This window comes from Bifidobacterium sp. LH_424 (assembly GCF_056356895.1).
This window is the reverse complement of sequence record NZ_JBKEVC010000006.1, coordinates 125701-139781: the sequence shown is the minus strand read 5'-3', so window position 1 is coordinate 139781 and position 14081 is coordinate 125701. Positions and strand designations below refer to the sequence as shown.

Genomic DNA, 14081 nt, shown 5'->3' with positions numbered 1-14081 from the left:
GCTTGCTCACACTTCACGGAAGTTCACCTCCCGTTCTTCCCCGTCGCCCACCCCGGCCATGTCGCGGCCGTAGCGTGGGCCGTGTCCGGATGAATCGGGCTCCATGACCGCACGGAACCCGACGGACATGACGAAGGGAATCATCATAGTGAAGCAAGTGAAGAGGAACACGCATATCGCGACGAGACTGTTCGCCGCGATGGTCGCCGCGGCGACGCTGTCCGGCGTCGGCGTCGCGACCGCCGCCGCGGGCGAGACCGCGACGAACGCGAGCGACGTCGCCGGCGCGACGGCCGCGTTCGACGCCGCGAAGTACGCGGCCACCAGCGAAGGCCGCTACGACGCCGCCGCAGCCGGCGACGACGCGACCGTCTACTCCGACGGTGCCACGCGCGCCGCCGTCAAGCCGAATCTCGTCCAGCTGCTCGGCGAATACGATGCATACTGGCAGCCGGCCACCGAAAACGCCGGCGGCAAGGTCCTGAACAAGACCGTGCTCGACCACGACGACGATTTCGTCCAGAAGATCAACAACGCGGCGGCGGAAGGCGGCGACGGCAAGACCGCTACGCCGCAGCAGCAGCGCGCGCTCGTCGACGCCGACATGAGCGCCGCCGAGACGCTGCCCGACTCGCTCGGACCGGTCCTCGGCAAGTACTTCTCCGACGGACTCGCCGACGGCAGCCTGAACAAGGTGTCCGACATCTTCAAGTACGACACGATCTCCACCTCGACCGCGAAGAAGCATTTCCAGCACCCGCGTCCGTTCGAGGACCGCACCGACGGCGGCAGGAACGAGATCACCGACATCTCCGCCGGCATCAAGCGCGTGCCCGACTGGACCGACGCGCAGGGCGACACGCACTCCGCCGAATACGACGGCCTCGCCGGATCCGGCTCGTTCCCGTCCGGCCACACGACCGGCGCCTACTCGTGGGGCGTCGCGCTGGCCGGCATGTTCCCGCAGCTCGCGCCTGAGATCCTCGCCCGCACGTCCGAGGCGGGCAACAACCGCATCGTGCTCGGCGTGCACTACCCGCTCGACATCATGGGCGGCCGCATCGACGGCGAGGTCGCGAACGGCTACTACTGGAGCACCTACTACGACAAGTACGTGAAGCCGGCCTCCGACCAGCTGCAGTCGTATCTCGCCGCCAAGTGCGTGGCGGACGGACACGCCACCAAGCAGGACTCCGACTACGCGACCGTGAGTGAGTGCGTCGGCAACCTCGGCGCGAACGCCTCGAACGGCTACACGAACGCGTTCGTCGACGTGGTGAGCAAGGAGCCGGTCACCGACCGCGCCTCCGCGCTGCGTGTCTACACGAACCGACTGACCTACGGCTTCGCGAAGACCACCGCCGGCACCGAGTTCAAGGCACCGGAAGGCTCCGCCGACCTGCTGAAGATCGCGTACCCGAAGCTGCACCGCGACCAGCGTGAGGCGATCCTCACGAAGACCGCGATCGACGGCGGCTACCCGCTCGACTCCACGTCCGACGGCTGGCAGCGCCTCAACCTGGCCGCCGCACTGAGCGCGAAGGTCACGCTGAACGAGAACGGCGACGTCGTCAAGGTCGAGCCGGGCGCGAGCGCGCCGAGCGTGATCGGCGAACAGTACGCCGACAACGGCGGCCACCCGGATTCCGACGGCAACGGCGGCTCCGGTTCCGACAAGCCCGACCAGCCGGGCAAGGACGCCAAGCAGGTGACCGTGTTCGACATCACCGACTTCCACGGCCACATCGAGACGGGCCAGTGGATCGAGGCGGCGTACAAGAAGCTCGCCGTCGACCACAACCCGGGCAACAGCGTGTTCGTCTCCAGCGGCGACCTCGTGGGCGCCTCCCCGTTCGAATCCTCCTACTTCCAGGACAAGCCGACCCTTGAGATGGCGAAGGCGTGGGGTCTGAGCGTGAGCGCGCTGGGCAACCACGAGCTCGACAAGGGCACGGGCGACTTCAACGACCGCATCGCCGACCCGCAGTACGGCGTCGACTGGGTGGCCGCGAACATCTCCGGCGGCAAGCTCACCTCCGATCGTCTCAAGCCGTACACGATCAAGACGATCAACGGCAAGAAGGTCGCGTTCGTCGGCGCCATCACCGCCGACCTCAAGAACGTGGTCTCCCCCAGCGTCATGCAGGGCGTGACCGTGACCGACCCGGTCCAGGCGGTCAACAAGGTCGCCGACCAGCTGTCCGACGGCGACGAGTCCAACGGCGAGGCGGACGCGGTCGTGGCGCTCGTCCACGAGGACGGCGACACGCTCGCCTCCGACGGCGACGGGTTCGACGCGAACGTGGACCTCGTCTACGCGGGCCACAGCCATCGCAACGAGTCCGGCGCCACCACGAAGTCCGGCGCGCCGATCATCGAGGCCGGCAGCTACGGCCGTGACGCGGCCGCGCAGGACCTCTACATCGACGGCTCCGGCAAGGATGCGAAGGTCACCGTGCAGAACGCCTCGCAGTACGCCGTCACGTACGTGACGAACAAGGACGGCACCGCGCCGTCCAAGGGCTTCGAGGGCGACGACAACGGTCCGGCCGCGAAGGTCTACAAGCAGGCCCAGGCGGATTCCGCCGCGGCCGGCGAGCAGGTCATCGGCACCATCGACAAGTCCGCGGACTTCGCGAAGGGCGACTGGTCGGCCGAGACCCAGCTCGGCACGCTGAACGCGGATGCGGCGCTCGAATCCGCGAAGAAGACGGAAGTCGGCAAGAACGCGACCATCGGCTTCATTAACCCGGGCGGCCTGCGCACCGACAACCTCGATCTTGACGGCAACAAGCAGATCACCGTCAAGGAGGCGTACAGCATGCTCCCGTTCGGCAACGACAACAGCGTGGTCGACCTGACCGGCAAGCAGCTCAAGACGGTGCTCGCCCAGCAGTGGCAGATCAAGGACGGCAAGTCCAGCGTGACGCGCCTCGGCATCTCGTCGAACGTGACGTTCGTCTACACGCTCGCGCCCGACGCGAACACCAAGGCGCCGGTCGCGACCGTCACCGACGTGTTCGTCGACGGCAAGCCGATCAAGGACGACGACACGGTCACCGTGGCCGCCAACTCGTTCCTGCTTTCCGGCGGCGACGGGTTCACCGGATTCACCGCGCAGGGCGCGCCGCGCCTGACCGGCACGGTCGACGTGCAGGGGCTCATCGACTACCTGGGCGCCCATCCGGGCGTCAAGGGCGACGAGTCGCCCGCCGGCGTGGAGCTGACGGCCTCGTCCGTCGAAGGGAACACCGCGAAGCTCACGTTCGCCCTGCCGGTGTACGCGAACGGCCCGAAGCCGCTCGCACTCGGCCTGTACGTCAACGGCGTGGACTTCGGCGTCAACGAGCTCGGCTCGGCGAAGCCCTCCGAGTTCACGGTGACGAAGACGCTGACCGCCGATGAGCAGGCGAAGTTCGGCACCGCGGTCGCTTCGGTGAACCCGCAGCTGCTCTACACGCAGGACGAGATCGACGCCGCCAAGAAGGCGCACGCCAACGGTGGCCAAGGCGGCCAGCCCGGTGGCCAGGGCGGCCAAGGCGGCCAAGGCGACAATACGCCGCAGAACCCGACGCCCGGCAAGGGCAACGGCGGCACCGGCGCGAACGGCGCCGCCAAGGGCAACACCGCCAAGGGCAATGGCCTGTCCAACACCGGCGCGTCCGTGGCGGTCGTCGCCGCGGTGGTCGTGCTGCTGGCCACCGCCGGCGGCGTGACCGTCGCCGCGCGTCGCCGTCAGCAGCGCTGACACTGGTTTCGGTGATTCGGTTTCCATCGAAACTGAATCGGAAATCGAATCCGCTGGCCGGGACCTTCCAAGGCCCGGACCACGATCTCCCGGAGAGCCCCGCAGATACGGGGCTCTTCCCGTTCTTGCGTCCCCGATTCGGGAGCAATGGCCTTGTTTCCCGACAACGGGACACCACGGCGGCGCATCATGGCAAGACGGCAACGGTATCGCGGTAGGACGGCAACGGTATCGCCGTAGGATGGCAAGACCGCCCGGAATCTCCCGGTGTAACGACACTCACAGCGTGCGGCGGGAACGGTCACAGTACGCTGGAAGTCAGTGATGGACGACATTCGCGATGGAGGGAACAAATCGATGGCCGATGATGCAGTGGACGCCGACGCGATCGACGGGATGGAATCGTTTGCAGACAATGCCGCGATGAACACGGATCTGGAGGCGGCGCTGGAGCAGATGGCGGCGAAGCACGCGCACGATTTCGACGCACCGCAGGACAACACGCAGAACACACAGAACACGCAGAACACACAGAACGAAGGCGGCAACGCATCCGATGACGCGCGCGACGAGGACACCGCCGCCCGCCCGTTCGACGTGAACGGGTTCCTCAAGGGTCTGGACGCGATCTTCGCGGCGCACGACGCGGCGGAGAAGGCCGGGCCGTACCTCGAACAGGCGGCAATCGACGCGGAGAACGCGGGCGACGAGGCGGGACTGCTCACCGTGCTCAACGAGACGATGGGCTTCTACCGGTCGCAGGGCCGGCACGAGGAGAACCAGTGGATTGTGCAGCGGGCCATCGAGCTCGCCCTGCACATGGGGCTCGAAGGCACCGAAGCGTGGGCGACGACGCTCATCAACTGCGCGACCGCGATGCGCGCCGCGAAACATTACGACCAGTCGGAGGACCTGTACCGGCAGGCGCTGGCATGCGCGGAACGCAACTACGATCCGACCGACCGGCGGCTCGCCGCGCTGCACAACAATCTGTCGATGCTGTACAGCGAGACCGGCCGCATCGACAAGGCGGAAGCCGAACTGCGCGAGGCGCTGCGCATCATCGAATCGTCGAGCGTGAACCCGGACGCGGACATCGACGTGGCCTCGTCACACACGAATCTCGCGCTCGTGCTGCTGGAGGAGCACAAACTGGAGGAGGCGGACCGGCACGCGTCGAAGGCGCTGGAGATCTACGCGGCCGGGCATCTCGAACATTCGGCGCACTACGCGTCCGCGCTGGCCGGACTCGCGCAGGTACGGTACACGCAGGAACGGTACGCGGACGCGGTCGCGTACTACCGTCACGCACTCGCCGTGATCGCGGAATGTTACGGCACGGACACGGACTACTACCGGATCACCGAAGCGAACCTCAACGAGGCCGCGGCGAAGGCGGGGGCGGAGTCTCTCCCCCACCCGGCTACGCCGGGAGCCCCCTCGTCAGAGGGGGCCAAGGCGGAACAAGACGGAGCCTCTTCCCTGCCTTCCGCCGGCGGGAGCGGGGATGTGGCCCCCTCTGACGAGGGGGCTGTCGCCGGAGGCGACTGGGGAAGAGACCACGCAGCCACCGCAACGCCGACCGCAACGCCAATCACGGCGCAAACCGCAACGTCGACCACACCACATACTGAGTCGCAATCACCCATCTCCGGCCTCAAACTCGCGAAAGCGTACTGGGAGGAGATCGGGCGTCCGATGGTGCGGGCGAAATACCCGGAGTATGCGGACCGCATCGCCGCCGGTCTCGTCGGGCACGGATCGGAATGTTACGGCTTCGACGACACGTATTCGCACGACCACGATTTCGGCCCGCGATTCTGCCTGTGGCTCACCGACGACGACTACGCGGCGATCGGCGCGCGATTGCAGGCCGACTACGATGCGCTCCCCCGCGACTTCCGTGGCTACGTGCGTCCGTCCGCCGCCGCGGACGAGCCGACGGACACGGCAAACGCCACCATCGACGATGCCACCACCACCGACGCGACGGTCAATCCGGCCGAATCCTCGCCGCTCACGCCGCGCGCGCAGGGCGCGTTCCGGCGTGACGGCGTGTTCCGCATCGGCGATTTCTTCGAGTCGATCACCGGATACCGCGAGGCCCCGGCGGCCGATGCGCCGCACGAGTGGCTGATGCTCGACGAGGCGACGCTCGCCGCCGCGACGAACGGCCAGGTGTTCGCCGACCCGCTCGGCGCGTTCTCGCAGGCACGTCAGGGGTTCAAGGACATGCCGGAGGACGTGCGTCTCGCGCTGATTTCCAAGCGGCTCGGCATGATCGCGCAGGCGGGGCAATACAATCTGCCGCGCAATCTCAAGCGCGGCGACGGCGCGGCCGCCTGGCTTGCGATCGCCGAGTTCGTGGATGCGGCCGCTTCGCTCGTGTTCCTCGTCAACAAGCCGATGGTCGCCGGCTACCTGCCGTACTACAAGTGGCGGTTCGCCGCGCTGCGCAAACTGTCCGGCGGCATGTTCGCACGCCTCGGCGACGTGTGCGGCAATCTGGAATCGGTGATGCGTCTCGCTTCCGCCGCCTGCTACGGCGGCGCGGGCTTCGGCGAAGGCGGCAAGGGCTCCGCGCCGGCGGCCGAGTCCATCGAACGCCTCGTCGAGGAGGTGGCGGCATCCATCGTCAAGGAGCTCAGACGTGACGGGCTCACCCGCTCGGATGAGACCTTCCTCGAATGGCAACGGCCGTACGTCGAGGAGCATATCGAATCCAGCGCCGCATGCCTGCATAGTCTGTGAGGTCTGTAAGGAGCATCAGCGATGAGCGAATCGAACGACACCACCGAAACCGACACCACCGAAACCACCGTGCTGCGCGAGCGGATCGTGCGATTGGAGTGGGACCAGTTCCAACGCACGAACAACGAGGGCGGACGCGCCGCATGCCAAGGCAACTGGCCGGTGTTCCACCAGATGCGCCTCGCCCAGTTCCTCACGTGGGACCGGCCGCTGCTCGAATCCTATGCGGACGACCTCGTCGAGGCGGACCGCATCGGACGCAATCTCGTCACCGAGAAATACGGGCGCATGATGGTCTCGACCGCGCCGGACGAGTACGCGCGGAACATCGAACCGTACATTCCGCGGCTATCCGAGGGGCGCATCGCACGGCAGGAGCGCGTCATCGCGACGCAGGTCGCGTGGGCGCGCGACTTCCGCGCACGCTACCCGAGGCTCGGCGAGGCGATGCGCGTGCTCACCACCAGCGAGGACACGCCCATGGCGACTTCGTTCGAGACGTATCTTCGCGGCGAGCTCGGCACGTATTCGGACCGCACGTTCGCGCTGTACGAGGCGATGATCGCGGGACGCGCGGCGGACAGCGGCCGTGACTGGCCCCTGGCGGGGTCTCTCCCCCAGTCGGCTTCGCCGACAGCCCCCTCGTCAGAGGGGGCCAGTGCGGCGGACGGCGGCGAACATATCGCGAACATCACCGAGGAGACGCTGCTGCACACCGTGCGGCTCGGCGGATTCTCGGGCCTCGACGAGGCGGAGGCCGCGCAGGCCTCGGCATGAATCACCCACCGCGAGCCAGCTGGCCCCGACCCATCGCGAGCGCGCGGCAGTGCGTCCAGGCATCACCCCGCAAAGGTCTATCTGCGTTGCAGGGGGTACACGCGTCCTACCGCAGACACCTATCCGCGTTACGAGGGGTATCTCGAATGGCGTATCCGGGCAATAACCAACGTCGTTCCGCCACGAATACCCCGTAACAACCACACTCGGTACCCCTCTCAAGCCAGTTGCCCTTCGTGACGGAGCGAGATGTACCCCTCTCGATGAAGATAGCCGCATCCGAGCCGGCCTGAACGCGTCCAAACAGGTCCATCCCGTCCAATCGGCCCCAAAGACAAGCCAGCCGTCCCGAATCGGGGCGACGCGAGAGGCACCGAAGGACGCCCCGCCGGCGTCACGGGGTGAACAGGCCCCAGAAGGCCATGACGACGAGCGCGAGCAGCATGCCGGCGAGCGCGAGGAACGCGGCGAGCCAGTGCCAGCGGCCGACGAGCCACGTGGAGTGGAGCCCCGCCGTCGGGTAGAGGCCGTGCGCGAGGTAGGCGCGGCGGACGCGCCACGCGTCCCACAGCCGCACGATGAGCCATGCGCACATCACGGCGCAGATCACGCCGCCGACCCGCAGCGCGATGAATCCGGCCTCCATGAGCGTCGAGTCGCGGCTCACGGTCAACGCGCTCACGCCCACGTAGGAGAGATATGCGGCGAGCGCGACGAGCGTCAGCGTCGTCGCGGCGATTCCCCAGCCGAGGATCCGCCGCAATGCGCGCGAGTACCCGACGTTGCGCACGTACGCACGGCTTGTGCCGGGCCACGACCGCGCGGCGTCCGTCCTGCGGCCGTCCCGGATTCCGCGGCCGTCACGTCCGTCACGCCAGTCGCGTCCGTCACGCGCGCGCGATTCGTTCGCCCGTCGCCGTCCGATTGCGGGGAACCTGCCTCGCAGGCCGCCGGCCACGTTCGCCGCGCCTTGCGCGCGCAGTGCGGCGAGCCGGCGGCGACGCGCGATCTCGAAGCAGCCGAAGCCGATCGTCATGACGATGACGGCCGCGAAGCAGAGCACCGAGGCGGCGGTAAGCGCGACGAGCACGCCGAGCGAGCCGATGATGCCGGACGATGTGTCGCGCGGCGCGACGTACTGCTGGTGCGGTGTCGCGCCGGCGATCCGCGGCGTGGTCCAGCCGTCGGCCGGCGTTCCCGCCGCGACGCCGTTCACCCAGTCGGCGAGGTCGCGCGTGTAGCCGTCGGCGAGCGGGAGGCCGGCGGTGAAGAGGCCTCGGCCGGCGCGCATCTGATGGTTGGCGGCGTAGTAGCGGACGGTCACGTTGCGGTTGCCGTGGCGCGCGGCGTCGTGGATGATGGTGCGCGCGCCCTGTTCGATCGGCATGGCGGTGTCGTAGACGCCGTAGTCGACGAGCACGGGCATGGTGAGCGACCCGCGCACCGCGTCGGCGTCGAAGTCGGCGTAGCGCAGGTCGAACGGCGCGAAGTCGAGGGAGAGGAGTTTGGCGACGTCCTTGACGATCGGCTGTGGCGCGCCGGCCTGCCGCACGTAGGCGCTCACGGCCATCGCCATCTGTTCGCGGCCTTTGTAGACAGGTGCGGAGGCGAGGATGCTGAAGGCAATGTCGCGGCGTTGCGACGTCATGAGCATGGAGATCCACGTGCCTTCGGATTCGGCGTACAGTCCGGTTTTCGCGGCGTCGACGCCGGGGATGAGTTCGAGCAGGTCGAGCGCGGTCGTGTAGTCGCGCGCGAATCGCTGGTAGTCGCGGTGGAGCGGCGTGTAGTCGGCGGTGCGTTTGGCGGGAACGAGCGTGACGATGCCGGCGGAGGCCATCGCGTTGGCGATGTCGCCGAAGTCGTCGGCCGTGCCGGTGCCGGAGCCGTGGATGAACAGGCACGCGGGTCGCCTGCCGGGCGCGTCGACCGGTTCGCGCAGGATGGCGGGCACGCTGTCGCCGTCATCCAGGTGGATGGTGAGTTCGCGTGTGCGCGTGCGGTAGGCGCCCTGGTGGTCGGCGAGGAAGGATGACGGGGATGGGTTGGGTGCGGCCGAGTTCGCGGCGGCGGTGACGTTGTCGGCGGGGATGGAAGAGGGATTCGCGATGATGGATGTGTCCGCGGATGCGACCGTGATGTGGTCGGTGTAGGGTTCGGGCCGCCACTGCGGCATCATCAGCATGCCGAGCGCGGCGAGGACGGCGATCAGGACGACGGCGACGCCGGCGATCCGACCCACCGTGCGCCACGCGTCCATCGCCCGCTCCTTTCCTCTAATCCTCTACTGGCTGCTCCGCGATACCTCATGGTTGCACCGGCGCGGATTGCACCGGTTTCACTGTGCGTCACTCTAGTTCCCTCCCCCGCAGGACACGCCTTCATGGGTGGGATGGCGACCCCCTCAGTCAGCCTACGGCTGACAGCTCCCCCTGACGGGGGCGCAAGGAGCCGAGCGCCATGGGTCGTTTCGCTATCTTGCGCCCCCTTTAGGGGGAGCTGGCGCGCGAAGCGCGACTGAGGGGGCCAAACCAGCGCTACTGCTTGTTGCGGCCGGTTACGGCTTTGGCGATGGCCCAGATGATGGCGACGAGGATGAGGACCACGCCGACGCCGCCGAAGAACAGGGCGGTCAGGGTCTGCGGGTCGATGGCGACCATCCAGGTGGTGACGTCGGGCAGCCGCAGACCGAGCAGCACGCCGAACGCGCCGACGAGGATGCCGATGACGCCGAACAGGATGGTCGGCACGCTCGGCCCGGTCGGGGCGAGCGTCGCGGATGCGGGTGGCACCGCCCCGACGGGAGGCGTCACCCCAGCAGCAGGCACCGCCCCATTCGACGGGAAGCCGTCGGCATGGAGGTCCGTCGCGTCCGTCGGGGCGGACCGCGCGGAGAAGTCGTCCGCCGAGGGCTCGGCGGAGGTGGAATCCTGCCGAGCCGACGCGGAGGAGGCTGTGCCGTTCCGCGGGGCCGATCCGGGCTTCGTTTCGGGTTCCGGTTCGTCGTCGGAGACGCCCATCAGGCGGCTGAGCGGGGTGTTGAGGTCGACGAACGGCGTGGTGACCGGCTGCGTGGCGTCATCCTTCGCGGCCGAGTCGTCCTTCGCCGTCGCATCGGATTTCGCCGTCGCCGCGGTACCGGCCGTCGCCTCAGTCTCGGCGAGGACTGCGGTGTCGGCGGTCTGGTCGACGGCGGGAATCGGCTTGTCGAGGACCTGTTCGGTGGGCGGGGCGACGTCCGGCTTGACGCCGGCGGGCGCGGGCATGGCCTGCGTGTCGACGATGTCCTGCAGGGAGTGGTTGCGCGAGTCGTCGAATCCCTTGTCATCGGCGGCCTGCCCCGCGGGCATGGCCTGCGTGTCCATCGTCCGGATGTTCGTGGTCGTGTCCAGAGTCTTGTCGTCAGTCATCGGAATGCTCCTTCTTGCCGGCCGCACCGGAACCGTTATCGCTGGAGGCGGTCGTGGTGCCGTTCTGCACGGCGTAGTGTTCGCGGGTCGTGAGGTCGAGCGAGGCGACGTCGCCCTTCGAGATCTGCTTGACGAAGTCGGCGTAGCTGGGCAGCACGGTCTCGGAGGCGTAGCGCACGGTCACCTTGCCGGAGACGCCGGAGGTGAAGTTGATGAGGAACGAGCTTTCGTCGGTCTTGCCGTTGCCCTGCCAGTCGTAGTTGTCCGGCTGGTAGCCGTCCGAGTTCATCATGCTGTCGTCATGGTTGTCGCGGACTCCGGCCATGCGCTCGAGGAACGGGACCTCCAGCGTCGTCGCGCCGTTGTTGCGCACGACCTGGCTGTAGCCGCCCATCGAATCGGACTGCATGAAGACGAATCCGCCGGAGCCGAACGCGTACGGGCAGCCGTCGGGCAGCGTCACGTACACGTGCGCGTTGCGCACGGACAGGTCGATCTGCCCGGCCGGGCATCCGGCCTTGTACTTGTTCACCTGCCCGCCGCCGTAGTTCCAGTTGCCGTATTCGCTCAGGTCGATGTTCGCGACGCTCAGGTCGTAGTCGACGCCTTGGAAGTGGACGCCTTGCTCGAGCCGGCGGAAGTTCCGCGGACTGGAATCGGCGACCCAGTAGTTCATGTTCGCGTTGAGGCCGCTGGTGGCGGACCAGTAGTCGTGCTCGGCGTTCTCGTCGAGACGCGCCTGCACGGCGACCATCCCGTATGCGTTCTCGGATCCGGCGCTCGATCCGGCCCCCAGACGCACCTCGGTGTAGCCGTTGCGGACGTTGTTGATGTCGTAGGTCGAGTAGCCGGCGACGCCGGTCGCGACGATCATGCAGCAGGCGACGAATCCGGCGATGAGCGCGAGCGGGATGAGTCCGCCGGAGCGACGTCCCACGGCGCCGAGGATGACGAGCAGCACGCCCATCGCGATGCACACGGCGGAGATCCACACGGTCATCATCGTGACCGCGTTGACGATGCTCTCGCCGGTGTGGCTGTCGGCGTACCCGTGCTCCATGGCGAGCATCACGGCCGCGCCGGAGACGAGCGACAATCCCATGACGAGCAGGACGAGCAGCGGCCCGGCCGGCTTGCGGCGCACGCGGCGCGGCTTGGGAGCGACCGGAACAGGCGCGGGAGGCGCGACGGGAGCGGCCATTGCCGGCGCGGCATAGACCGGACCGGTACCCGCCGGCACCGGCCCCGGATTCACCGGGCTACCGGAGTCCGCCGGAAAGGGGGCGTGCGGCGCGCCTTGGGGAGGCATCTGGCCGTTCACCGTACCGAGGACGGGACCGGCCGCGGGACCGCCGGAGTACGCATATCCTCCCGGATACGCGGGTCCAGGCCCGCCCGGGTACGCGCCACCGGCCGCAGGTCCGCCCGGATACCCGCGCGGCGGCACCGGCGTGTACGGCCCGTTCGGCCCTTCCTTGCGATAGCCGTACCCGTAGCCGTGCTGCTGGCGCATGCCGCTCTGGCAGATGGCCCACAGTGCGACGGCAGCGACGCCGATCGCCACCCATCCGGTGCCGACGATGAGCACGGTGACGCCGAGCATCACGAACGCGCCCAGACAGTTCCAATCCCACCTGCCGGCGACGAGCTCCTCGGCGAGGATGCGCCCGTCGCGCGCATCCGGCAGCATCAGCCACGCGAACGCGTACAGGGCCATGCCGAAGCCGAACAGGAAGGTGAAGACGATCATCAGGGCCCGCACGAGCGTCGGGCTCCATCCGAGGCGGGCGGCGATGCCGCTGCACACGCCGCCGATCCAGCGGTCGTCGCCGCGCACCACGCCGGAGGCGCGGAACCAGGCGAACACCTTGGAAAGAATCTTGTTGTTTTCGTTCATGCCTCCATTACAGCAGCCGTGCGCTTGCACGGCCGTCGGGGAAACCCCTGATTCTTCCCTGAACCCCGGCTAGGAATCCTGATTCCGCACCCCGAAGCGGGCACAATGGAAGCATGACCTCACCGAATCTCCCGCCCCTGCGCCCGGCGAATCTCCCGCTCATGCGCCCGCCCCGCGGCCGCATGCTCGCCGGCGTCTGCCGGGGCGTCGCCCTGCATCTGGGTGTGCCCGTCGTCTGGGTGCGGCTCGCGTTCGTCGCGCTCACGTTCCTGTGGGGCGCGGGCGTCGCCGCCTACCTGTTCCTGTGGATGTTCGTCCCCGTGGGCGATCCGTTCGCCGCGGCCGCGGCGGCCGCCCAGGCGCAGGCCACGCCGGTCGCGAGCGCGCCGCTCGCCGCCGGCAACCGCGACACGGCAACCGGCCGCACGCGCGCCGAATCGGCCGCCGAGGCGATGCACGGTTCGACGGAGAACGTGGCCGCCGCGATCCGCCGCATCCCGCTGCCGACGCTCGTCGCGTGCGTCGGCAGCGCGCTCGTCGCGATGAGCGTCGCGTTGGGCGGTACGGACCACGCCGACCTCATCATGCCGCTGCTGCTCGCCGCGTGCGGGCTCATCGCCGCGTGGTCGCGGTTCGACGCGAAGCAGGGCCGCATCCCGACGATGGTCGTCGGCCTCATCCTCATCTTCCTCGCCTATGTGGCGTACGTGACGACCGTCATGTATTCGGGCACACCGTTCCCCCGCCGCATCATCGTCGCCGGTTTTCTCATGCTCGTCGGCGTCGTGCTCGCGATCCTGCCGTGGGCGGGCGCGACGCTGCGCACGCTGACCGCCGAGCGCGCGATGAAGGAGCGCGAGGAGGAGCGCGCCGACATGACCGCCCACCTGCATGACGGCGTGCTGCAGACGCTCGCCCTCATCCAACTGCACAGCGCGGAACCGGACATGGTGTTCACGCTCGCCCGCGCGCAGGAGCGCGAGTTGCGCGCGTGGCTGTATCAGGAGCGCGTCACGTCGGATCGTTCGGTGAGCGCGGGCGTGAAGGCGATCGCCGCCGAGGTGGAGGACGGTCACGGCCGTCCGATCGACGTCGTGACCGTCGGCGACGCGCGTCCGAGCGCCGCGACGGACGCGCTGCTCGACGCGACGCGGCAGGCGCTCGTCAACGCGGTCACGCACGGCGGCGAGCCGGTGTCCGTCTACTGCGAGGCGGGCGCGCGGGCGGTCGAGGTGTACGTGCGCGACCATGGCGACGGTTTCGACGTGGACGCGATCCCACCGGACCGTCTCGGCATCCGCGAGTCGATCGTCGGTCGCGTGCGTCGCCGCGGCGGTACAGTGGAGATCGTGTCGCGGCCCGGGTGGGGCACGGAAGTGCGCATGCGCATGCCGGTCGCGGCCGCGCCGGGAGGCGACGGCGCGACCGGCGGCGCGCACGCGACGGAGAAGGAGGAACGATGACCGGACAGGACGACGCGACGACGGGCGGCGGCGAG

7 protein-coding genes are annotated in these 14081 nt (G+C 68.5%); 4 read left to right on the top strand and 3 right to left on the bottom strand.

Annotated features, from left to right (window positions below; all coding sequences use genetic code 11):
* Positions 1-148: 148 nt before the first annotated feature.
* The 3 genes from AC1AYP_RS06775 (at position 149) to AC1AYP_RS06765 (ending at position 7276) form a co-directional block, all read left to right on the top strand.
* Positions 149-3748: a 5'-nucleotidase C-terminal domain-containing protein gene (locus tag AC1AYP_RS06775; protein ID WP_476547203.1), complete on the top strand. Its 3600-nt coding sequence runs from the start codon at positions 149-151 to the stop codon at positions 3746-3748.
* 423 nt (positions 3749-4171) lie between these two features.
* Entirely contained in the window at positions 4172-6499 is a 2328-nt protein-coding gene (locus AC1AYP_RS06770; protein ID WP_476544694.1) for a DUF4037 domain-containing protein, read from the top strand.
* 21 nt (positions 6500-6520) lie between these two features.
* A complete protein-coding gene (locus AC1AYP_RS06765) occupies positions 6521-7276 on the top strand; it encodes a DUF4125 family protein (protein ID WP_476544652.1) in 756 nt (251 codons plus the stop codon).
* A 394-nt stretch (positions 7277-7670) separates the two neighbouring features.
* Here the strand turns inward: AC1AYP_RS06765 and AC1AYP_RS06760 are convergent, their stop codons facing one another.
* The 3 genes from AC1AYP_RS06760 to AC1AYP_RS06750 all read right to left on the bottom strand — a co-directional run bounded on the left by AC1AYP_RS06760 (position 7671) and on the right by AC1AYP_RS06750 (position 12583).
* Positions 7671-9536, bottom strand: coding sequence for an alpha/beta hydrolase family protein (locus AC1AYP_RS06760; RefSeq protein WP_476544651.1), 1866 nt, complete (start codon positions 9534-9536; stop codon positions 7671-7673).
* Positions 9537-9813: 277 nt separating this feature from the next.
* Entirely contained in the window at positions 9814-10686 is an 873-nt protein-coding gene (locus AC1AYP_RS06755) for a hypothetical protein (RefSeq protein ID WP_476544650.1), read from the bottom strand.
* Positions 10679-12583, bottom strand: coding sequence for a PspC domain-containing protein (locus AC1AYP_RS06750; protein ID WP_476547202.1), 1905 nt, complete (start codon positions 12581-12583; stop codon positions 10679-10681). The genes AC1AYP_RS06755 and AC1AYP_RS06750 overlap by 8 nt, the downstream gene beginning before the upstream one ends.
* Positions 12584-12696: 113 nt before the next feature.
* Here AC1AYP_RS06750 and AC1AYP_RS06745 point away from each other — a divergent pair, with 113 nt between their 5' ends.
* Positions 12697-14046 (top strand): ATP-binding protein, encoded by a 1350-nt coding sequence (locus AC1AYP_RS06745; protein ID WP_476544648.1) that lies wholly within the window; start codon positions 12697-12699, stop codon positions 14044-14046.
* The last annotated feature ends 35 nt before the right edge of the window (positions 14047-14081 follow it).